This is a genomic window from Rhodococcus sp. IEGM 1330 (assembly GCF_033142445.1).
Taxonomy (GTDB): domain Bacteria; phylum Actinomycetota; class Actinomycetes; order Mycobacteriales; family Mycobacteriaceae; genus Rhodococcoides.
Window position 1 is genome coordinate 14,889 of record NZ_JAWLSB010000010.1, and the last position, 22,223, is coordinate 37,111.

At 66.4% G+C, this 22,223-nt stretch carries 20 protein-coding genes and 1 riboswitch; of the genes, 13 read left to right on the forward strand and 7 right to left on the reverse strand.

Annotated elements, in window-relative coordinates:
* Positions 1-4: 4 nt before the first annotated feature.
* Positions 5-3,949 (reverse strand): Pls/PosA family non-ribosomal peptide synthetase, encoded by a 3,945-nt coding sequence (locus tag R4P57_RS21080; RefSeq protein ID WP_317804990.1) that lies wholly within the window; start codon positions 3,947-3,949, stop codon positions 5-7.
* Between the two features lie 214 nt (positions 3,950-4,163).
* A riboswitch (SAM riboswitch) is annotated at positions 4,164-4,279 on the forward strand.
* 54 nt (positions 4,280-4,333) lie between these two features.
* Here R4P57_RS21080 and R4P57_RS21085 point away from each other — a divergent pair.
* Together R4P57_RS21085 and R4P57_RS21090 are read left to right on the forward strand one after the other, a co-directional pair.
* A complete protein-coding gene (locus tag R4P57_RS21085) occupies positions 4,334-5,689 on the forward strand; it encodes an aminotransferase class V-fold PLP-dependent enzyme (RefSeq protein ID WP_317804803.1) in 1,356 nt (451 codons plus the stop codon).
* A 154-nt stretch (positions 5,690-5,843) separates the two neighbouring features.
* A complete protein-coding gene (locus R4P57_RS21090) occupies positions 5,844-6,344 on the forward strand; it encodes a hypothetical protein (protein ID WP_317804804.1) in 501 nt (166 codons plus the stop codon).
* Positions 6,345-6,352: 8 nt separating this feature from the next.
* Here the strand turns inward: R4P57_RS21090 and R4P57_RS21095 are convergent, their stop codons facing one another.
* The 3 genes from R4P57_RS21095 to R4P57_RS21105 are packed head-to-tail and all read right to left on the reverse strand — an operon-like array spanning position 6,353 to position 8,862.
* Complete coding sequence (locus R4P57_RS21095) at positions 6,353-6,826, reverse strand: YbaK/EbsC family protein (RefSeq protein WP_317804805.1); 474 nt, start codon at positions 6,824-6,826, stop codon at positions 6,353-6,355.
* A 52-nt stretch (positions 6,827-6,878) separates the two neighbouring features.
* Entirely contained in the window at positions 6,879-7,853 is a 975-nt protein-coding gene (gene alc, locus R4P57_RS21100) for an allantoicase (RefSeq protein WP_317804806.1), read from the reverse strand.
* A gap of 4 nt (positions 7,854-7,857) precedes the next feature.
* On the reverse strand, positions 7,858-8,862 hold the full coding sequence (locus R4P57_RS21105; protein ID WP_317804807.1) for a hypothetical protein: 1,005 nt from the start codon (positions 8,860-8,862) through the stop codon (positions 7,858-7,860).
* Between the two features lie 52 nt (positions 8,863-8,914).
* On the opposite strand from R4P57_RS21105, the gene R4P57_RS21110 reads away from it, so the two are divergent.
* Both R4P57_RS21110 and R4P57_RS21115 read left to right on the forward strand, forming a co-directional pair.
* Entirely contained in the window at positions 8,915-9,559 is a 645-nt protein-coding gene (locus R4P57_RS21110) for a TetR/AcrR family transcriptional regulator (RefSeq protein WP_317804808.1), read from the forward strand.
* Between the two features lie 28 nt (positions 9,560-9,587).
* Positions 9,588-9,812, forward strand: a complete 225-nt coding sequence (locus tag R4P57_RS21115; protein ID WP_317804809.1) for a DUF6480 family protein — start codon at positions 9,588-9,590, stop codon at positions 9,810-9,812.
* A 37-nt stretch (positions 9,813-9,849) separates the two neighbouring features.
* Here R4P57_RS21115 and R4P57_RS21120 read toward each other — a convergent pair whose 3' ends face one another.
* A complete protein-coding gene (locus R4P57_RS21120; RefSeq protein ID WP_317804810.1) occupies positions 9,850-10,347 on the reverse strand; it encodes a 2-oxo-4-hydroxy-4-carboxy-5-ureidoimidazoline decarboxylase in 498 nt (165 codons plus the stop codon).
* A 119-nt stretch (positions 10,348-10,466) separates the two neighbouring features.
* Here R4P57_RS21120 and R4P57_RS21125 point away from each other — a divergent pair, with 119 nt between their 5' ends.
* The 3 genes from R4P57_RS21125 (at position 10,467) to R4P57_RS21135 (ending at position 12,940) form a co-directional block, all read left to right on the forward strand.
* Positions 10,467-11,294, forward strand: a complete 828-nt coding sequence (locus tag R4P57_RS21125; RefSeq protein WP_317804811.1) for a crotonase/enoyl-CoA hydratase family protein — start codon at positions 10,467-10,469, stop codon at positions 11,292-11,294.
* Position 11,295: 1 nt separating this feature from the next.
* Complete coding sequence (locus R4P57_RS21130) at positions 11,296-11,760, forward strand: MarR family winged helix-turn-helix transcriptional regulator (protein WP_317804812.1); 465 nt, start codon at positions 11,296-11,298, stop codon at positions 11,758-11,760.
* A gap of 103 nt (positions 11,761-11,863) precedes the next feature.
* Positions 11,864-12,940: a GGDEF domain-containing protein gene (locus R4P57_RS21135; protein WP_317804813.1), complete on the forward strand. Its 1,077-nt coding sequence runs from the start codon at positions 11,864-11,866 to the stop codon at positions 12,938-12,940.
* A gap of 49 nt (positions 12,941-12,989) precedes the next feature.
* Here R4P57_RS21135 and R4P57_RS21140 read toward each other — a convergent pair whose 3' ends face one another.
* Both R4P57_RS21140 and R4P57_RS21145 read right to left on the reverse strand, forming a co-directional pair.
* Positions 12,990-13,439, reverse strand: coding sequence for a PAS domain-containing protein (locus R4P57_RS21140; RefSeq protein ID WP_032395173.1), 450 nt, complete (start codon positions 13,437-13,439; stop codon positions 12,990-12,992).
* Between the two features lie 63 nt (positions 13,440-13,502).
* Complete coding sequence (locus R4P57_RS21145) at positions 13,503-13,994, reverse strand: inorganic diphosphatase (RefSeq protein ID WP_068053642.1); 492 nt, start codon at positions 13,992-13,994, stop codon at positions 13,503-13,505.
* A gap of 142 nt (positions 13,995-14,136) precedes the next feature.
* Here R4P57_RS21145 and dacB point away from each other — a divergent pair, with 142 nt between their 5' ends.
* The 6 genes from dacB to folE all read left to right on the forward strand — a co-directional run bounded on the left by dacB (position 14,137) and on the right by folE (position 22,206).
* On the forward strand, positions 14,137-15,540 hold the full coding sequence (gene dacB, locus R4P57_RS21150; protein WP_317804814.1) for a D-alanyl-D-alanine carboxypeptidase/D-alanyl-D-alanine-endopeptidase: 1,404 nt from the start codon (positions 14,137-14,139) through the stop codon (positions 15,538-15,540).
* On the forward strand, positions 15,525-16,622 hold the full coding sequence (locus R4P57_RS21155) for a zinc-dependent metalloprotease (RefSeq protein ID WP_411742407.1): 1,098 nt from the start codon (positions 15,525-15,527) through the stop codon (positions 16,620-16,622). The genes dacB and R4P57_RS21155 overlap by 16 nt, the downstream gene beginning before the upstream one ends.
* Positions 16,622-17,578, forward strand: a complete 957-nt coding sequence (gene tilS / locus R4P57_RS21160) for a tRNA lysidine(34) synthetase TilS (RefSeq protein WP_317804816.1) — start codon at positions 16,622-16,624, stop codon at positions 17,576-17,578. The genes R4P57_RS21155 and tilS overlap by 1 nt, the downstream gene beginning before the upstream one ends.
* A gap of 11 nt (positions 17,579-17,589) precedes the next feature.
* A complete protein-coding gene (gene hpt, locus R4P57_RS21165; RefSeq protein ID WP_317804991.1) occupies positions 17,590-18,141 on the forward strand; it encodes a hypoxanthine phosphoribosyltransferase in 552 nt (183 codons plus the stop codon).
* A 303-nt stretch (positions 18,142-18,444) separates the two neighbouring features.
* The gene (ftsH, locus tag R4P57_RS21170; protein WP_317804817.1) at positions 18,445-21,387 is read left to right on the forward strand and encodes an ATP-dependent zinc metalloprotease FtsH; all 2,943 of its coding nucleotides are present in this window, start codon (positions 18,445-18,447) and stop codon (positions 21,385-21,387) included.
* A gap of 219 nt (positions 21,388-21,606) precedes the next feature.
* Positions 21,607-22,206, forward strand: coding sequence for a GTP cyclohydrolase I FolE (folE, locus tag R4P57_RS21175; RefSeq protein WP_037195562.1), 600 nt, complete (start codon positions 21,607-21,609; stop codon positions 22,204-22,206).
* Positions 22,207-22,223 lie beyond the last annotated feature (17 nt).

The following is a 22,223-nucleotide window of genomic DNA, read 5'->3' on the forward strand; positions in this document are numbered from 1 at the left end:
AAGATCACCCCTCGTTTCGGTCGTCGCGAATACGCGGAAAGGGATCACCCTTGGCCCACGGCGCGATCGGATTGCCCTGCCAACGAGTATGCGCGGGAACCGTATCGCCGCGCATCACCAGGGAGGCAGGCCCCACCGTCGCACCATCACCTATACCCGATGCAGGCAAAGCAACACAGTGTGGTCCCAGGGTTGCGCCTCTGCCGAGATCGACCGTGTCCATGGACATGATCCGATCATGGAACAGGTGCGTCTGCACAACGCACCCTCGGTTGACCGTCGCACCGTCGGCCAACGTCACCAGATCGGCCTCGGGAAGCCAGTACGTCTCACACCAGACCCCGCGGCCGATATCCGCACCGAGCCACCGCAGCCACATGTTCAGCACTGCGGTGCCCTCGGCGGCGCGCGCGAACCACGGCGCGGCAACGGTCTCGACGAACGTGTCTGCCACCTCGTTGCGCCACACGAAGGAACTCCACAGCGGATGATCGGTCTTGCCGATCCGGCCCACCCACAACCACTTCGCCAACGCCGACACCGCAGCAGCCACGAAACCGGCGACGAGCAACACGAGACCACTGACCAACGCAGCCAACCAGTACCCGACGGCGTCGGCGACGGCGGTCAGCCCGAACAACACGGCCAGACCGATACCGAACGTCACGACGACGGGAATCAACCGACACGTCTCGACGAGTGCACGGGCGACCTTCAGCTTCCGCGGCGGATCGAACGTGCGCGACGAGTCCGCACTACCGGCGGCACGACGCAGCCGCACCGGCGGACTGCCGAGCCACGACGAGCCGGACTTCGCCTTGTCCGGAGTCGCGGACAGCACAGCGACCAAGCCGTTCTTCGGGACGGTTCGCCCGGGCCCGGTCATGCCGGAGTTACCGAGAAACGCCCGCTTGCCCACCTTGGCGTCGCCCAGATGCATCCAGCCGCCGCCGAGTTCGTAACTGGCGACCATGGTGTCGTCGGCGAGGAACGCGCCGTCGGCGACGGTGGTGAACTTGGGAATCATCAGCACCGTCGACGCCTCGACGTCCTTGCCGATCTTCGCGCCCAGCAACCGCAGCCAATGCGGCGTCAACAGTGACGCGTAGAGCGGGAACAAGAAGGTGCGCGCCGAGTCCATCAGGCGCTCGGTGGCCCACACCTGCCAGCCGATGCGGCTACGCACCGGGTGGTAGCCGCCGATCAGCCCGATGCTGAGCAACCGCACCGCGACGACGGTGATCACCGCGAACACCGCCAACGACACCAACGTCGCGACGGGCAACATCACCAGACCACGTACGAAGGCGTCGAACACGGAGTCCGCGGTGTGAATCCACCAGCCCATCAGCACCAGGCTGACACCGATCGAGAACAGTGCCATGCCGGACAGGAACAGAGACGCGACGCCGTACGCGAACACCCACTTCGTCGCGCGCGGCGGCGTTTCCGCGGGCCACGGGTGATCGGCCTTGCCGACCTTCTGGGCCGGCGAACCGGACCACATCTGACCGGCCTTCACTCGACCGACGACGGCGGAGCCCGCGGTGACGACGGCATTCTTGCCGACCTTGGTTCCGGGCAACAACGTCGAGCGGGCGCCGACGGTGGCGCCGGCACCGATCTCGACGCCGCCGATGTAGACGAGATCGCCGTCGATCCAATGCCCGGACAGATCCACCTCGGGCTCGATGGAGCAGCCGTCGCCCAGTTCGAGCATGCCGGTGACCGGCGGCATCGTGTGCAGGTCGACACCCTTGCCGATCTTGGCACCGAGAGCGCGCGCGTAGTAGACCATCCACGGTGCGCCCGAGAGGTTCGACGCACCACTGGCATCGGTCAATCTCGTTGCCGCCCACAGCCTGACGTGCATGCTGCCGCCGCGCCTGTACGCGCCCGGTTTCAAGCCCGCCAACAGGATGCGAGATCCGATCACCGAGATCGCCATGCGGCCGACCGGAGTGATGAACAGGATGAATGCGACGAGCACCCACCACCACGACAGCGTCGGAGCCCAGGGCACGTCGCCGAACCACGACATGACGTTGAACAGCAGCCCGAGCCAGGTGACCCACTGCAATCCGGTCAGGGTGGTCAACGGAACCGTTGCCGCGATCTGCGCCCATTGCGCGGTGCGCGACGTCGGTGCGACCTCACGAGGAATGGCCTCGACGACAGGCTCGAGGTCGTCGAGATACTGTGCCAGCGAACCCAGTCGCGGGTGGTCGTAGAGCTGCGCGACGGTGATCTCGGGGAACCGCTCGCGCAACGCCGTCACCAACTGAGCAGCCGAGAGCGAGCCACCGCCGTTGGCGAAGAAATCGGCGTTCTCGTCGGAAACCTGCGCGCCGAGGATGTTGGTCCACAGTTCGGCCACCCACCCCGCCGTGCCGCCGAGCGAGGACGCGCCCGCCATGCCGGGCAGGGGCCAGGGCAGCGCATTGCGGTCGACCTTGCCCGAGGTGCGCGTGGGCATCTCGTCCACCAGAGCGAGCCGCGGAACCAGCGCTGCAGGCAACTGCTCGGCGAGCAATTCGCGAGCGGCTTCGAGATCGAAATCGGGGTTGGTGCTGGCGAGATATCCGACGAGCACCGAGTTACCTGCGGCCGTCTTGCGGATGGCGGCCGCCGCACCGCCGACGCCCGGAAGTGCTTGCAGCGCATTGTCTATTTCGCCGAGCTCGATGCGTCGGCCGCCGAGTTTGACCTGATCGTCGGCGCGACCCTGGAACAACAGACCTTCGAGCTCTAGCTTGACCAGATCGCCGCTGCGGTACGCCCGGTCCCACCCGAGGGACGGCATGGGCGCGTACTTCTCGGCGTCCTTGGCCGGATCGAGATACCGAGCGAGCCCGACGCCGCCGATGACCAACTCGCCGACTTCACCGATCTGCACCGGAGTGCCGGAGGCGTCGACCACAGCCAGGTCCCACCCGTCGAGGGGGAGCCCGATCCGGACCGGACCCGTGCCGTCCATGATCGCCGCGCACGCGACGACCGTCGCCTCGGTGGGGCCGTACGTGTTCCAGACCTCGCGGCCTTCGACGGCGAGGCGCTCGGCCAACTCCGGCGGGCATGCCTCGCCGCCGAAGATGAGCAACCGCACCGCTTCCAGCGCCACCGCGGGCCACAGCGACGCGAGCGTGGGCACCGTCGAGACGACACTGATGTCGCGGGAGACGAGCCACGGGCCCAGATCGAAACCGGACCGCACCAACGACCTGGGCGCGGGAACCAGACACGCACCGTGCCGCCACGCCAGCCACATCTCCTCGCACGACGCGTCGAACGCGACCGACAGTCCGGCCAGCACCCGATCGCCCGGACCGAGCGGGTCCTTCTGCAGAAACATGCGGGCCTCGGCGTCGACGAACGCCGCCGCGTTGCGATGACTGACCGCAACGCCCTTGGGTGTGCCGGTGGAACCGGAGGTGAAGATGACCCACGCATCGTCCTGCGGGGTGGGCGGTCCGGCATTGTGTTCGGAAAGGTCGTGCTGAGGAACGTCCTGCTTCGGGGCAGTACCGGCGGCGATGCCGCCCGCAGTGACGATGGCCGTCACCTGTGCCTCACCGAAGACCAACTCGGCGCGCTCCTCCGGATCGTCCGCATCGACCGGAACGTAGGCGGCACCGACGTTCAGAATCGACAGGATCGCGACATAGAGGGAGAACGACCCCGACGGCATGCGGATGCCGACGCGATCGCCGCGCCTGACACCGGCGTTGGCGAGCCACTGAGCGCCCTCGGCGATGTCGTCCAACAACTCCGAGTAACTGACCGACACGGTTCCGTCGTCGATGGCGGGGGCGTCGGGAAAGCGATGGGCCGTGTCGTGGAGAACGTCGATGAGCGTCCGGGCGGGTGGAGCCTGGGGTGAGCGAAGAAACGCCGCCGGTGCAGGTGCGATGTCCGCGCTCGAACCCGGCAGATCGTTCTCTTGATGCACAGACAACCGGGCGTCCTTCTCATTCGTTTTGCATGTAACTCTGCGTTGGCAAATGACTCTGTGGTGCTGACGAACAGCAGCGCCGTTGGTTATCTCACGTTCTGTTTGCCAGCAGGTGAACGAGCGCGCCTTCCCACCGCGGGAATCCTACTGCTGCCTACGTGTGAGTCCCGGCTTGACAAAACCGCAGCGAGTTTGCGATCGTCTTCCCCACGGTCACGAGTACCAGCATCAAGCCCCGGCTAGCTGGTCGGCAACCCTCCTCCGCGGTGGGGTGCTCCGGGTGACGACCAGGCTGACGCCGGAAAACCGGCGCGGCAAGCGCGGACTCGTTCACCACATCCTTCGGTTGCGGGTCCCTCGAACGTGAGGGCTTGATCTGTCATGACATCTGTACTTTCCCGCCCCTGTGCTCCTTTTGCCCCTGTTTCGGGCACGGATCTGCAGGTACCGCTGGTGCAGGGCGGCACATGCACATACGCAAACTTCGATTACGCCGCCAGCGCGCCGGCACTGGGCGCGGTGACCGATCGGATCGCGGAGCTGTTGCCGTTCTACTCGAGTGTGCATCGCGGTGCCGGCTACGCCTCACGGGTCTCCACGGCGGCGTACGAGAAGGCTCGGGTGACCGTCGCCGATTTCGTTGGTGCGCAGAAGGACTCGGTGGTGGTGTTCACGCGGAACACCACCGACTCGCTGAACCTGCTGGCCGCATGCGTGCCGGGTGAGACCGTGGTGCTCGACATCGAACACCACGCGAATCTGCTCCCGTGGCGTGATCGACGAGTGGTGGTGGCTGCGTCGACCCTGGCCGAGACCATCGCGCGTCTCGACGCCGAACTCGCCGCGAAACCTGCTGCGCTGCTGGCGATCACGGGTGCATCTAACGTCACCGGTGAGGTGCTGCCCATCGCGGAACTCGCCGCTCTTGCACATCGGCACGGCGCGCGCATCGCGGTGGACGGTGCTCAGCTGGTGCCGCATCGTCGGGTCGACATCGACGCACTCGGCGTGGACTACCTCGCGTTCTCCGGGCACAAGCTCTACGCCCCGTTCGGCGCGGGAGTGCTTGTGGGAAAACGTGATTGGCTCGACCTCGGTGAGCCGCACCTGGCCGGCGGCGGCGCGGTGCGCAGCGTGAGCATCGAACACACCGACTGGGCTCCGGCACCGCAGCGGCACGAGGCAGGCACGCCCAACGTGCTCGGAGTTGCCGCACTCGCTGCGGCCTGCGAGGCCATCGCCGGGTTCGACGACGCAGAACTACAGGAACACGAGCACGAGCTATCGTCCCGCTTGCGCGACGGGCTGGCCGCACTGGACGGCGTCGAGCAGCTCCAGGTGTGGGCCGACTCACCCGACAGTGTCGGCATCGTCACCTTCACCGTCGCCGGACGCGATCCCGGTGAGGTCGCTGCGTACCTGTCCGCCGAACACGGAATCGGCGTGCGCGACGGAAAGTTCTGCGCACACCCACTGCTGAGCAGGCTGGGGCACGCGGCCGGAGCGGTTCGAGCCAGTATCGGCCTCGGCAGCTCGTCGGCCGATGTGGATCGACTCGTCGACGCCCTCGCCGCCCTGGTCGAGTCGGGACCGAACTGGCACTACGCGGAGGACGCCGGCTGGTGGAACCCCGTACCCGACCCGCGACCCTTCCCCGAGCTGGCCGGACGGGTGGACGGGGTGGGTGGGCACAGCGCCGCGTGGGTTGGATCCCCGTGCACCCCCGCAGACAGTTAGCATGGCGTCATGACCGTGAGTGTCGTGTGGACGGGCAACCGCCATTGGTGCAACAGATACGTGGATCTGTGCCGCACTGCGTCCGGGTCGTGTTCGAGTTCGGCTCCGCTCCGACCGAATGCGTTCACCGACTGAAGAATCAGGACCATCACTCATGTCGCACAACTTCACCCGCGTCGCCGTCGAATTCACTGCGGGTTGGACCGAACTGACCGCCGCTCCCGAGACGGACGTAGTCCGAATCCAGGCCTCCGACCTGCGGGAATCCCAGCAACATCGAGCCCGGGTGCGGGCCGAGGCCGTCGACCGCGGCGAATCTGCCGACAGCACGGCAGTGTTTCTCGACCTCGAGATCCACATCGCGGCCGATGCCCGGACGGCCCGTCGGGAATTCTCCGCACTGGATGCGCCGACCAGCCCGTCGTCGATCCGCTACGTCGGAACGCCGGCGGGATTGGCCAGTTTGATCTCCGATGTCACTGCGGCCGATGTGGCCGACGGCGTGACGTTGACCGTGCTCGGCGATGTCGCTCGCCAGTCGGGTCTGATCAACAACGGAGTACTGCCGCTGCTCGAATCCCGCGGCACCCGACTCGACATCGACGTCGTCGACGCGGTCCTCGGCGCACCGATCGCCCCGACTCTCGCGTCCTGAGCTGACGGTCAGGTGACGTCGATCGCCAGACCTGCGGTGATCCGCACCAACTCGGTGAACGTGGACCGAAATATCGTGTTGGTGTGACCGGCGGCCGCCCACACCTCGGCGTATCCGGCCAGATCCTGGTCGACGAACGTGTCCAGGTTGGTGGGGTGGCCGACCGGGGCGATCCCCCCGATCGGCTGCCCGGTTGCATGCTTGGCCGTGTCGAGAGGCGCGCGCATCAACGTGCCGCCGAGACGCTCACCGGTGTGCTCGAGATGAACGTTGTGGGCACCGGAGACCAGTAGCAGCACCGGCTCGTCGCCCAGCAGAAACACCATCGACTTCACGATCGCGCCCACCTCGACGCCCAGTGCCGCAGCGGCATCGGCGGCAGTGTGTGTGCCCTCCGGACTGTTCACCACCACCCCGTGATGACCACGTGAAATCAGAGTGTCGGCCACATGGGCTGCATTCGGATGAAGTAGCCGGGACATGGTCCAACCCTATTGCCCCGCGACCGTTTACGCAGAAGGCTTGCCCATCTGGTCATTCCGCAGGCTCCACTCCCGCGAGATCACCGAACAGTCTCAATCGCGCCATGCCGCCGTCGGGAAAGATGTCCATTCGCACCTCGGAGACCGGGGTGTCGTGGGTGAGTACGAAGCGATGCCGGGTGTCGGGCTGCAGCGTCGTTCGCGGCAACAGTTCGATCCATTCGCCGTCGCCGAGCCGGCCCCGCAGCGATGCCGCACCTGGCGCGTTTCCGAGGAAGCAGGTGGTGTCGAGTTCGGCGAGAGAGATGTGCCCGGTACCGGCGAGCTGCACCTGAACCCAGTCGTTCGCGTCGTTGCGTCGACGCGAGGTCTCCCAGCCCTCACCCATCGACCGCGGGGGACCGGGGAAGAGCAGGTTGTTGGGTGAGCTGTAGAACATGTTTGAGCACGCCGAGACGTACGCACCGTTCTCGAGTGCAGCCAGGTCGACCGGACCGGCAGCGAGGAACTTGGGGTCGGGCTTGCCGCGACCCAGCACCCGCAACCGCGCCACTCCGCCGTCGGGATAGATCGACAGCTTCACGTGCGTCCACCGCGCGTCGGAGGCAACAGCGAACCTGTTCTCGCTGTCGCCGTTGACCGGGCTGCGCGGGACGATGGTGGTCCACTCGGTCTGGGTGTGAAGCTCTTCCGGTGATGGAAATCCGTCGACCTCGGCGGCCTCGATCGAGATCTCCGGCGGATAGTTTCCGGTGAACCACGCGGTGTCGACGACGACAGCCGAGACGACCCCTGGCGCTCCGAGACGCACGATCGCCTCGTCGTACCCGGCCTCGCGTCGGCGTCGCGTCTCCCACCCGTCGTAGATCTGACCCTTGTGTCCGAACGTCGCCGTCGAATAGTCGGCTTTGCCCGGCCGGACGAGATTCTCCTTCTCCGCGAACGTCTCGTCGTTCGCCCACACGACTGCGCCTCCGAGTGTGCGGACGGCGAGATCGGGCAATGGCAGAGGGAAAGTGGAGGTCATGGAATCACACTTTACTGGTTTCGCGTCGGCTCACCGGGTTGTGCACGGACCGGCGACGCACTGCGGCCGCGCCCATCAGCAGTGCGCCGATCGCGATGTAGAGCGTCAGGCCGAGTGCGGGTTGCCCCAGCCCGGTGCCGGAGAAGTACACGATGCTGCGAACGCCCTCGGTGCCGATGCCCGGGGTGATCCACCGACCGATCGAAGCATAGAGCGACGGTAGGACGTCTGCCCCGAAAGCACCTCCTGCGCTGGGGTTTCCGAGGATCACGAACAGTACGATCGCGGCGGGAACCGCGGCAACGCCGATCAGTGCGCGCAGGCCCATGGTGAACAACCCGGTGGCGAAGACCACCGCGGAACCCAGCAGGGTGAGCGGAAACCAGTGGCCGGCAAAGGTTTCCAGGACATGGGTGGTGAGGAAGGCTCCGAGCGCACCCGATGCGGCCGCGTACACCGCGAGAATGCCGACTTGGACGTAGGTTTCGCGGCGGGAGGTCGGAGCGCCGATGAGCAGTCCGAAGGCGGCAGCCAGCAGGTACCCGCCGACGACCCAGCCGACCGAGAGGTAGAAGCCGGACAGCCCTCGGTTGTCGTGCACGCCGACCGGAATCTCGTCGCGGACCACGAACTGGCGACCCTGCGCGGCGTCGACCTCGGTGAAGATCGATTCCAGCGCGGTGGCCACGGAACTGCCCGCCGCGCTCGCGGTGATGAGGGTGTCCGTTCCGTTGGCGCCGATGACGTACGCCCCGAGAATGTCCCGATCGCGGAGCAGTGAACGGACCTCCGCGGTGTCGGCCGCGGTGCGTGCCTCGAGCGGGGTGCCGTCGATGGCGTCGAGACGGTCGGCGGTCTGCTGGTCCAGCCCCTCGGGGAGACCGGCCTCGGTCACCACCGCGATGGGGATCGCGTGCGGAGTCGGCTGATGGAACGCCGAGACGTAGCTGAGGATGAAGCCGAGCTGAAGTACGAGCACTGCGGCGGCGAGCAATGACATCTTGCGCATGGGTGACTCCTGAATCTTGTCGATACCCGAGGTATTCAATACTCTAGGTATCGTGAATGCCGACGAGCAAGAAAAGTGGGGGTCGACACAGGATCGGCGACGACCTCAACGCACCGACGTACGGGACCGACTGCTCGCCGCGGCAGCCGAAGAATTCACCGAACGTGGCTATGCCGCAGCCAAACTCACCGATATCGCAGACCGGGCCGGCTTCACCAAGGGGGCTGTCTACTCCAATTTCGAGTCCAAGCAAGCGCTGTTCGCCGAACTGCTCGCCCGGCGTTCCCTCGACCTCGCCGCCCGCGTGCTGGCCCACGTATCCGATCTGGACTCGCGTGCAGCGGCCGGAGCAGGCGGCGGAGAAATCGCGTCCTGGGTGGTGGCCGAACCACGCTGGCCGCTGCTGACCGTCGAATTCGGCATCCTCGCCGGACGCGACCCCATCGTCGCCGAGCGCTACCGCACCGACCGTCGCGCGTTGCGCGGCGAACTCGAACGCCTCATCGCCGAGCGCGCGGACCAGTGGGGCGTCGGCAAGAACTTCGATGCCCGACGCCTCGCCACGTCTTTGGCGGCATTGATCTCCGGATTGGCCGTCGAACATTCGGTGGATCCGGAGGAGATCGACGAGGGAGTCATCGCCGACGCGGTGTCCGAACTGTTCGCGGGAGCGATAGCTAGGGCACATCTCGATTGAGCGACACCGCACCGGGTAACCGGGGCAGATGAATGCTCAGAATCCGGATCCCGACGTCACCGCAGGACTCGAAGCGGGAGGCGGCGTCACGCCAGGAGACACCCCGCCCGCCGAAACGGGAATCGGCGGGCCGAACCACGAACCGCCGCAGCGCAGCCGCGTGATGCCGATCGCCATCATCTGCGTGGTGGTGTTGTTGGCCATCCTGATCGCCGGTGGACTGATCGGTCGCGTCGTCGGTCTGTTCGGCTGATCCCGGGTCGCCGGAGAGTCAGTATTGCGGCCGACGGTCAGTACCGCGGCCAACCGCCCTCGGGCCCCAGCAGGCGATCCAATCGAATGTGATTGATCTTCGCCAGCTCGTCGCGCATGATCTTGCGCTCGGTCTGGTCGTCGTTGTCGAGTCGATGGCCCAGATCCACCAGGATGTCGCGCGGCTCGAAGCCCTGGGGCTCGAACAACCGACTCGACACGTACGGGTAGCCGAACCGATCGTCGTATGCCCGGGCCGCGGTTCCCAATGCCCCGCGAGTGTCGGAATCCATGGCCGCGCACACCTTGCTCGGCTCCGGCAGCGTCGCTGCGAGCGAATCCACATCGCCGTCCGAGAGTTCGGTCAGTTCGGCGTCGGCTGCCGAGAACAGGTCTGCTCGAGAGCGATACCTGCGGCCGTCCGCCACCCTGGACGCCCACGCCACCGAGCAACAGCACTCGTACAGCGCATGCACCGCCTTGCGGCGCGGCAGATCGTTGAACGTCTCCAGGCCGAGTCCCTGATGCATCAGCATGAGTCGATGATGGGCCCGATTCGGCGTATGTACCAGAGCTGAGCAGGGACTTAGCGCAGACGTTACGCGCCGTAACATGCGGTGCTGGAGTGTGCGAGGCTGCCGCTAGGCTCGCAGGCATGACGGAACGAACCTGGAAAGCCTTCTCCGTGGAGATCGCGGACCACATCGCGCAAGTGACACTGCTCGGACCCAACAAGGGCAATGCCATGGGCCCGGACTTCTGGAGCGAAAGCCCCGAGCTGTTCGCGCAGCTCGACGCCGATCCCGAGGTTCGTGCAGTCGTGCTCGCGGGCTCGGGGAGGAACTTCACCTACGGACTCGACCTCGCCGCGATGGCAGGCACGTTCGGTCCGCTCATGGCAGACAAGGCACTGGCCGGTCCCCGAACGTCGTTCCACGACACCATCAAGACGATGCAGAAGGCCATCAACGCGGTTGCGGACTGCCGCAAACCCGTCGTCGCGGCGGTTCAGGGCTGGTGCATCGGCGGTGGCGTCGACCTCATCACCGCAGCGGACGTGCGCTACGCGAGCGCCGACGCGAAGTTCAGCGTGCGCGAGGTGCGGGTTGCGATCGTCGCGGACATGGGCTCGTTGGCCCGACTGCCTGCGATCATCGGCGATGGCCACATGCGTGAGCTCGCACTGACGGGCAAGGACATCGATGCCGCGCGCGCCGAGAAGATCGGCCTGGTCAACGACGTGTTCGAGGACCACGACGCCGCCCTGGCCGCTGCTCGCGAATGCGCCGCCGCCATCGCTGCCAATCCGCCTCTGGTGGTGCAGGGCATCAAGACCGTGCTGGATCATTCCCGATCGTCGAGCGTCGACGATTCGCTGCGCTACGTCGCGGCCTGGAACGCCGCCTTCCTCGCCTCGCACGACCTCACCGAGGCGATCACCTCGGTGTTCGAGAAGCGACCGGCGCAGTTCACCGGTAACTGACGTGGTCGAGTTCGCCGAGGAGTTGGGCACCCAGCTGGTTCGCCTGCAACGCCTGCGTGAGCGCAACATCGCTGCGATCTCGTCTTCGGGCGGTGTCGACGGTGCTGCGTACGTATGCTTGTTCCGGCTCCTGCGCGACGGACCGATGCGGTCCAGTGAACTCGCCGCCATGGTGAATTCCGATCCGTCGACGGTGAGCAGGCAGGTGGCTCAGCTGGTCGAACGGGGGCACGTCGAGCGGCTGCCCGACAAACTTGACGGTCGAGCGTTCGTGCTCGCGGTGACTGCGTCGGGTCAGGAAGCGGCGGCGGCGATCCAGCAACGACGAACCGACAATCTCGGACGGGTGATCGAGGGGTGGACACGGGAGGACCGGGAATCGCTCGTCGCGTTGCTCGATCGTTTCTTGACCGATTACGAAATGATCAGGCCGGACCTGCCCGAGCGGCGCGCCGGTAACGTCTGATGCGCAAATGAACGATCGCGCTACCTGACACGCTCGACGACCGGCCGCTGCACAGGTCCGCATGCTCGCTCGAACAGTCAGACGGACGGACGGAGGGAACGCGGTGCCATTCGATCGCGATCGACCGCCGCACAGTCTGGCGAACGGGCCGCGATCGGGCTCGGTGCGGCTCGAACGTTTCGTCGCCCGGGGAATCGCCGCCTTGGTTCCGTCGTTCGGTCTGATCGGGGTCATCGCGATGCTCTCCGCCGACGGACCCGGAGGCACAGCAGCGAAAATCCCCTGCGCACTAGTGCTGATCTCGACCATTCCGGTGGGGGCGTGGTGGCTTCTTCGCTCGGCGGACGCGTCGCACATGCCCGGATGGTTCGTGGTGTACGCCGACGTTGGCGTCGCGGCGATGCTGCTCACCTTCGCCGGACGCGACCTGGCCCTGAACGTGGCGGCACTGTTCGCGGTGATCGGGATCTACATCGTCTACTTCTCTCGGCGGCGAGTGCTCGAATTCCACATGCTGTTCGTCAACGCAGTGGTCGTGGTGCTGGCAGCACTGGCCTTCGCCGAAGACTCGCACGATCTGGCCTCGACCGTCGCCAGGACTCTTGTCACGCTGCTGGTCGTCAACTCGGTGCTCGCGTTTCGGGCAGTGATCCAGCGCCAGCTCGATCTCGCCAACACGGACTCGCTGACCGGACTGCTCAACAGACGCGGCCTGGAATTGCGGCTCCAACGCATGATGAACTCGCTGGACGAGGAACGCTCGGTCGCGCTGATGGTGGTCGATCTCGACCAGTTCAAACGGGTCAACGACACCTACGGCCATGCAGTGGGTGACCGAGTTCTGCGCCGTACGGCCCGCAGGCTCAACGCGGTCACGGGCGGACGGCCGTGCGTGGCGCGTACCGGCGGTGAGGAGTTCACGATCGCGGTACCGGTCGACGATGCCGCTGCGCACAGGATCGCCCACGAGATTCTCGAGTCGATTCACGACCCCGACGACGACGTGCCAGTGACCGTCAGTGTCGGGGTGGCCCTGCTGGACGGCGGCCGATGGTTCACCGCCGCCGAGTCCGGTGACGGTGCCGACCTGGTCCACAACGTGCTGCTCGACGCAGACACGGCAATGTACGAGTCCAAGCACGCGGGCGGAAACAGAGCAACGGTGTACGCCGGCGAATGATTCGCCGACGTACACCGTTCGTCGTTCGGGGAAGAACGTGTGCCGTGCGTCAGCGCAAGGCGCTCTTGGGGTCGTTCCACAGCTGATCGGTGAAGTCTTCCAACGCGACGAGCACGATGGTGTCCTCGGTGCGTCGCAGGATCGACTTGCTGGCGCGCACCTGCACGATATCGCCGGTCTTGTCGGTCATCCGCCACAGGGAATCGGCGCGTGTGGCCACCGTCGTGAGGAACATGTCTGCGACATTGACGCCCTCCGGTGCCCGGTCGGGAAAGATGTCGTGCAGGTGGAAGTCCTCCCGCTCGGTGCGGTCGAGACCGAACAGATCGTCGAAGGCCTCGTTCGCGAACACGATGGCACCGGTGGGATCGACCGCGAGGATCGGCACCGGGATCCGGTCGAGGACGACCGTCACCGGCAGATCGGGAAACTGCGTCGGATCCGAGATCGGTCGCGAATCGAGATTGCGCCGATCACCGTTGGAAGTGCTGTCGGTCATACGTCTCCCCAAACTATGTTTCGTCGGCGCTCGGCCGAGACGAGGTGTGTGATGCCGAAACGATCAGTGACCCGGATTGTCTGCCAAGCGCTTGAATGATGCAGCGATTTCGGCCTCCGCCTCTGCGCGCCCCACCCAGTCTGCCCCGGTGACGTGCTTGTTGGGTTCGAGATCCTTGTAATGGACGAAGAAATGCTTGATCGCATCGAGCTCGAACGTCGAGACGTCGCTCAGATCCTGGATGTGGTCCCAGCGGGTGTCGCCTGCCGGAACGCACAGCACCTTGTCGTCGCCGCCGGCCTCGTCGACCATCTTGAACATCGCCACGGGGCGTGCTTCGACGATGACGCCGGGGAACACCGACTCGGGCAGCAGAACCAGTGCGTCGAGCGGGTCGCCGTCCTCGCCGAGCGTGTTCTCGATGAAGCCGTAATCGGCTGGATACGCCATCGCGGTGTAGAGGTAGCGGTCGAGGCGAACACGTCCGGTGACGTGGTCTACCTCGTACTTGTTGCGCTGCCCCTTGGGGATCTCGATGGTGACGTCGAACGGCACGTGCAGTCCTCACTGTCGTCGTCGAGCCGGAACGGCTCGAGTCTTTGCGAATGTGTCGATGGTGGCGGCGCAAGGCTACCGAACCCGAGGATACTGTTGACTGAACGATCATGGGTACGACCACGGCAGTTACGGAGGAACGGTGGCGGGGCTGACACGGCACTTCCTCGGCCCCACAGCGGGTCGACGGCGCAGGAAGAAGCGCGTGATCCTGACGCTGTGCGCTCTGTTCGTGGTGATCCTCGCGGTGACGACCGCCGCGCTGGTGCTGCCGTCGGTGTCCGACGGAGCCGAGACCGCAATCGAGCCCCCACCCGAGACGGTGCTGCCCAACCCTGCGATCACCCCGTTCCCGGAATCGGCACCGATGCCGAACGCGGCAGGTCTGGCAGCTGCGCTGGCCCAAGTGGTCGACGATCCCGCCCTCGGCACGTTCACCGGAACCGTCGCCGACGCGCAGACCGGGCAGGTGCTCTGGTCCCAGAACCCAGACACTCCGATGACGCCTGCCTCGACCACCAAGGTGCTCACCGCTGCGGCGGCGATGCTCGGGCTCCCGGCGGATCACCGCGTCACCACCCGCGTGGTCCAGGGCAGCGGCGAGGGCAACATCGTGCTGATCGCGGGCGGCGACCCCACGCTCACCGCGCTGCCGGTCGGAACCGACGGGTTCTATCCAGGCGCGGCACGCATCGACGACCTGGTGGAGCAGATTCGGCGCAGCGGAACGGTCGTGCGCAGCATCGGCGTCGACACCTCGATCTACTCCGGTGACACGATGGCTCAGGGCTGGTTTCCCGCCGACATCGCCGCCGGTTCGATCACGCCGATCGAACCGATCATGCTCGACGGCGGAAGATCGGACCCACTCGTCGACGAGTCGCCGCGTAGCACCACCCCGGCACTGGACGCGGGCCGCGCACTGGCCGCTGGGTTGGGCGTCGACCCGGCAGCGGTGACGACCGGCAAGGCGGCCGACGGGGCCGATCAGATCGCATCCGTCGAATCCGCGCCGCTGCGAAACCGCTTGCAGCAGATGATCTATCGCTCCGACAATGTCCTCGCCGAGGCCGTCGGACGCGAACTCTCGCTCGAGATGAACACGGCCGCAAGCTTTTCCGGTGCAACGGCGTCGATCGGGCAGACCCTGTATTCCGCAGGCTTCGACATGGCCGGACTCGCGCTGGAGGACGCCAGTGGGCTCTCGGTCGACGGCAAGATTCCGGCCAGGCTGCTCGATCAGGTGTTGACCTCGGCAGCCGGAACCGAGCAGCCGACGCTGCGTCCGATGCTCGACTATCTTCCCGTTGCCGGCGCTACCGGAACCCTGACGGATCGGTACGCCTCGGGGAACCGAACCGGAGCGGGATGGGTTCGGGCGAAGACTGGAACTCTTTCTGCTGCAAGCGCTTTGGCAGGATATGTCGTCGACGTCGACGGCCGAATCCTGACCTTCGCACTGATGTCCAACGACCGGCCACCCGATGTCAGTCGCCCCGCCCTCGATGCCGTCGCATCGACCCTGAGATTGTGTGGTTGCCAGTGAACACGGACGCAGCAGCGAAGGCCGACGACAGCGAAACCACCTCCGGTTTCGCCGGTGCCGTCGACTGGTCCGTGGCAGCGAAGACCGGAGCGAAGCTGGCCCGCAAGGGCCCGGCCACGTCTCGATACACCGCCGCGGCAGCCGTGGAAGAGCTTGCCGCCGCATCGATCAGGGCCGAGGGACCGGTTCGCGAGACCACCGGCCTGGCCGATGGACTCCCCGTGCCCGACGCCCAGGTGGTCGACCGCGCCGGCTGGATCGCCGCGGCCGCGTCGTCGATGAAACACCTGACCGGAGACGACGACGGTACGCCGCCGTCCGGTCTGCTCGGCGGAAAGCCGGCCGGACTGCAAGCCGGGGCGATGCTGGCCTTTCTGTCCAGCGCCATTCTCGGACAGTACGACCCGTTCACCGGCGAGAACGGAACGCTGCTCCTGGTCGCGCCCAACGTGATTGCCGTCGAGCGTGCACTTCGCGTGTCTCCCGGTGACTTCCGGTTGTGGGTGTGCCTGCACGAGGTGACGCACCGAGTCCAGTTCTCCTCCGCTCCCTGGCTCGGCGGCTACATGCGCGAGAACGTGGGGGTGCTCTCCGACGGCACCGACGAGCCGCTCTCCGATGTCGCCAACCGGCTGACCGGCGCGCTGAAGGCCCGCAAGAATCCGAGCGGGTCGTCCAAGTCCGAGGACGCAGGCATCGTCGGACTGCTGCGCGCCACCCAACCTCAGCCCCAGCGCGACGCCATCGACCGACTCCTGGTGCTGGGCACCCTGCTCGAGGGCCACGCCGACCACGTGATGGACGCCGTCGGACCGGCCGTCGTGCCGACCGTGACACAGATCCGCGGTGCGTTCGATCAGCGCCGCCTACGCAAGGTGAACCCGCTTCAACGCGTCATTCGGGCACTGCTCGGCATGGACGCGAAGATGGCGCAGTACGTGCGCGGTAAGGCATTCGTCGACCACGTCGTCGCCACGGTGGGGATGGAACGCTTCAACACCGTGTGGACCGGGCCCGACACCCTGCCGTTGCTGTCGGAGATCGAGGACCCCGACGCCTGGATCGCCCGAGTTCTGGGCTAGTGCTCTTACCAGAGGGGCCTGCCCTGCTGGAGATCAGGCACGCGGTTCGGGGTTGGTTGTCCGTGCATCCCGGGCCGGTGGCCGTCGCGTTGTCCGGTGGAGCGGATTCGTTGGCCTTGACCGCAGCGACCGTGGCCGAGGCTCCGGGTGTGCTGGCGTTGGTCGTCGATCACGGTCTGCAGGCCGGCTCGGCTGAGGTGGCCTCGACCGCGGCGGCGCGTGCCCGCGCGTTCGGCGTCGATGACGCGCGTGTTCTGACGGTGCAGGTGACCGGTTCCGGTGGGATGGAATCGGCCGCCCGCCGAGCCAGGTACGACGCGCTGAACCGGGCCCGCGGCGACGCGTCGGTGCTGGTGGCGCACACGCTCGACGATCAGGCCGAAACAGTTCTGCTGGGGTTGGGGCGCGGATCGGGACCGCGGTCGATCGCGGGCATGGCGGCCTTCGATGCGCCGTGGGGTCGGCCGCTGCTCGGAGTTCGACGCAGCGTCACCCGGGCTGCCTGCGTCGAGTTGGGGATCGAGCCGTTCGAGGATCCGCACAACACCGACACCGATTTCACTCGGGTGCGGTTGCGTCACGAGGTGCTGCCCCTGCTCGAGGCTGTGCTCGGCGGTGGTGTCGCCGCAGCACTCGCGCGGACCGCCGAGCAGTTGCGCGAGGACGGTCGGGTGCTCGACGCAATGGCCGAATCCGTCGTCGACGCCCATGCCCCCGACCTCGAGGTGGCGGCGCTCGACCCGCTCGATCCCGCCGTTCGCCGGCGAGTACTGCGCCGATGGTTGCTCGGCCGGGGTGTGACGTCGCTGACCGACCGGCAGATCCGGTCCGTCGATGCCCTCGTCGGACGGTGGACGGGTCAGGGCGGAGTTGCGCTGCCAGGAGGAACGCCCGGCGCCAGGTTGGTGTGCTCGCGTCGGCATGGCAGGCTGAGCGTCGGCCTGGAGAACGAATGAAGGGAAACCCCGTGTACGAGGGCGACATCGAATCGGTTCTCATTTCCGAGGAACAGATCAAAGTGCGCACTGCGGAACTCGCAGAAGAGATCGCCAAGCGGTATCCCGAAGGCTCACCGGAAGGTGACCTGCTCCTGGTCGGCGTCCTCAAGGGCGCGATCATGTTCATGACCGACTTCGCCCGGGCCCTGCCCATCCCGGCGCAGCTCGAGTTCATGGCGGTCAGCTCCTACGGGTCGTCCACCTCGTCCTCGGGCGTCGTCCGGATCCTCAAGGACCTCGACCGCGACATCACCGGACGCCACGTGCTGATCGTCGAGGACATCATCGACTCCGGTCTGACGCTGAGCTGGCTCAAGCGCAACCTCGCGACCCGGTCGCCTGCCTCGTTGTCGGTGGTGACGTTGCTGCGTAAGCCCGACGCGATCAAGGTCGACGTGGAGGTCGCGAACGTGGGCTTCGACATCCCCAACGAATTCGTCGTCGGCTACGGCCTGGACTACAACGAGCGCTACCGGGACCTGCCGTACATCGGCCTGCTCGATCCCAAGGTCTACAGCTGAGTCCGTTCCTTCGGTCCACCCGGTTCGCGTGAGTGGACCCGCGTGAATGGACCATTGCCGCGCCGAGACGTATGCAATGGTCCATCGATGCGGATAGGGTGCCCGAGAGGTGGGGAACTGCCGGGGGAGTGCAGTCGTTGGAGGGGAAGAAGCGTCGACGCAAACAGGTGCGTGGACGCACAGCGCCAGGTATGAGCGAGTCAGATGTCCGAGTCTCGCGCTAGCCTGGAGCATCCGGCGGGCAGGGAGCAGCCAGCGCGCGGGAGCGGACTGAAAGGACACGGCCGACTCGGCTGAAGCTGTATGAATCGGAAGACAGTAATACGAAATCTTGCCATCGTTTTCGGCATTCTGTTGGTGATCTATGCCTTCAGTTACTTCGGTAACGACACGCGAAACTGGACGACGGTCGACACGTCTGTGGCGATCGCCCAGCTCGACGACCGTAATGTCGCGTCCGCGCAGATCGACGACCGTGAGCAACAGATTCGGCTGACCCTCAAAGAGGCCATTGACGCCACGGACAGTCCGACGCAGATCATTGCGAAGTATCCGGACTCGGCGTCCGAGCAGATCTTCGACAAGGTCGACTCGCAGGGTCTCGACAGTTACAACACCACCGTCACTCAGGAGAGCTGGTTCAGCTCGTTCCTGCTGCTGATCCTCCCGATGGTGCTGATCCTCGGCGTGATCATCTTCGTGATGAGCCGCATGCAGGGCGGCGGACGCGGTGGCGTCATGGGCTTCGGCAAGTCCAAGGCCAAGCAGCTGACGAAGGACATGCCCAAGACCACCTTCGCCGACGTCGCGGGCGCGGACGAGGCTGTCGAAGAACTCTACGAGATCAAGGACTTCCTGCAGAACCCGGCGCGCTACCAGGCGCTCGGTGCCAAGATTCCGCGCGGCGTGCTGCTGTACGGCCCTCCCGGAACCGGTAAGACGCTGCTCGCGCGTGCCGTCGCAGGCGAGGCTGGCGTGCCGTTCTTCACCATCTCCGGCTCGGACTTCGTCGAGATGTTCGTCGGCGTCGGTGCGTCCCGCGTGCGCGACCTGTTCGAGCAGGCCAAGCAGAACAGCCCCTGCATCATCTTCGTCGACGAGATCGACGCCGTCGGTCGTCAGCGCGGCGCAGGTATGGGCGGCGGTCACGACGAGCGCGAACAGACGCTCAACCAGCTCCTCGTCGAGATGGACGGCTTCGGTGAGCGCACCGGCGTCATCCTCATCGCCGCCACCAACCGCCCCGACATCCTCGACCCCGCGCTGCTGCGTCCGGGCCGCTTCGATCGCCAGATCCCGGTCGGTGCCCCCGACCTGGCAGGCCGTCGGGCGATCCTGAAGGTGCACTCGGCAGGCAAGCCCGTTGCGCAGGACGCCGACCTCGAAGGTCTCGCCAAGCGAACCGTCGGAATGTCCGGTGCCGACCTGGCCAACGTCATCAACGAAGCTGCACTGCTCACCGCTCGCGAGAACGGCACCGTCATCACCGAGGCGTCCCTCGAAGAGTCGGTGGACCGCGTCGTCGGTGGCCCGCGCCGCAAGAGCCGCATCATCAGTGAGCACGAGCGCAAGATCACCGCCTACCACGAGGGTGGTCATACTCTCGCGGCATGGGCGATGCCCGACATCGAGCCCGTCTACAAGGTCACCATCCTCGCTCGCGGTCGCACCGGCGGCCACGCGATGACGGTGCCCGAGGACGACAAGGGCCTGATGACGCGGTCGGAAATGATCGCTCGCCTCGTGATGGCCATGGGTGGCCGCGCGGCCGAGGAGCTCGTCTTCCACGAGCCGACCACCGGTGCGTCCTCGGACATCGACCAGGCCACCAAGATCGCTCGCGCGATGGTCACCGAGTACGGCATGAGCAGCAAGCTCGGAGCCGTCCGGTACGGGCAGGAACAGGGCGACCCGTTCCTCGGCCGTTCGATGGGCCAGCAGTCCGACTTCTCGCACGAGGTCGCCCGCGAGATCGACGAGGAGGTGCGCAAGCTCATCGAGGCTGCGCACACCGAGGCGTGGGCCATCCTCAACGAGTACCGCGACCTGCTCGACACCCTTGCCTCGGAGCTGCTCGAACGCGAGACGCTCACCCGCAAGGACCTCGAGAAGATCTTCCACAGCGTCACCAAGCGGCCGCGCATCACCCTGTTCAACGACTTCGGTGATCGCAAGCCCTCGGACAAGCCGCCGGTCAAGACTCCCCGCGAACTCGCCGCCGAGCGCGGCGAGCCGTGGCCTCCGGTACCCCCGGCCCCGAAGCAGCTTCCGCCGCAACAGTTTCCGCAGCCCAGCTACGCCGGTTCGCCGCAGCTGAGCAAGGGTGGCTACCCGAACGGAAGCAACGGATACAACGGCGCTCCGACCAACGGTGCGCCCACCAACGGTGCCCCCACCAACGGTGCCCCATCGAACGGCGCTCCGACCAACGGTGGCCCGGTCAACGGATCGCCGAGCACCGGCGACGTCGATGCGCCGAACACCGGTGGTGGTCGACGCAGCGCCCCCGCAACCGGCGGTTTCAACGGCGGTGGCTACAACGGCGGGCCCAACGGAGGTTACGGCGGCCCGGTCAACGGAGGTGCTCCCAACGGGGGCGGATACTCCGAAGGCTATCGCCGGCAGGAACCTCGCCCGAGCGGCCCCGGCCAGGGCTCGCGCCCCGATTACGGTGCCCCGGCAGGATGGTCGGCTCCGGGATGGCCGCCGCGTGACCAGTCTTCGGTTCCCCGTTACCAGGGACCGACCACGCCGCCGGCTGCGAACCAACCGAACCGCGAACAGCCGGAATCGGATCGACCGGATCAGAATCGGTACGAGCCGCCGCAGGGACAGCCGCCGACGTACCGACAGCACCCCACCTATCAGCAGCCACAGGCATATCAGCCGCCGGCCGCTGCGCCGTCGAACCAACCGCCGTCGAACCAACCGCCGGCGAATCAACCGCCGGAATATCAGCAGCCGCAGTATCAGCCTGATCCGTTCCGGCCGGACGCTCGGGACCAGGGTCGTACCTCTCGGCACGAGCCCCCGTACGGCCAGAACCAGGACGATGCCGCACCGGCCGAGGTGTCGCCTCCCACCTGGGAGGTTCCGACTCCATCGCAGAGCTACCCGCTGCCCGGAGACGATCGTCCCTCCAGCAGCCCGTCCGAGGACTCGCGGCGAGACGAGCGAGCCGAGGACGACGGCGACGAAGGTCCGCGGACGCAACGCTGGGAAGGGCCGGGCGGTTCGTACCGCTAGGTCGATCATTAGGCTGGCTGGGTCGACCCTTTCGGTCGGCCCAGTCCGTCGTTCGAACCGTGCTGAAGGTCGGCGCAGCTGCTCTGTGAAGAGCAGGTGCAGGTCGGCCCAGCTGTCACATTCGCGGAGCCCAACCGGAGGTACGTTCTCGTGTCAGTCAACCGGACCGACGAGTCGGCAATCGACTCGGCAGAAGTCCCAGCAGCGCAGCAGCGGGCAGTGGAACAAACAGTGGCCTACGCCACCGGCGCGGTCTTCGACCAGCCTCGCGCCGAGGCCGCCGTGCGTGAGCTGTTGATCGCCGTCGGCGAGGATCCCGACCGTCCAGGTCTGCTCGACACCCCGGCCCGCGTCGCGCGTTCCTACCGCGAAATCTTCGCCGGGCTCTACACCGACCCGGACACGGCGCTGAACACGACGTTCGACGAGGGGCACCAGGAACTGGTCCTCGTCCGCGACATCCCCATGTTCTCCACGTGCGAGCATCACCTGGTCTCGTTCCACGGCGTTGCACACGTCGGCTACATCCCGGGCAAGAGCGGCAAGGTCACCGGCCTGTCGAAGCTGGCGCGCGTGGTGGACATGTACGCCAAGCGCCCGCAGGTGCAGGAGCGTCTGACCAGCCAGATCGCCGACGCGTTGATGCGCAAGCTCGACCCGCGCGGTGCAATCGTCGTGATCGAGGCCGAACACCTGTGCATGGCCATGCGTGGGATTCGCAAGCCGGGTGCCAGCACCACCACGTCGGCGGTGCGGGGTCTGTTGCAGTCCAGCGCGGCATCGCGTTCGGAAGCTCTGGACCTGATTCTGCGGAAATGACGCGTCCGGTCGATTCT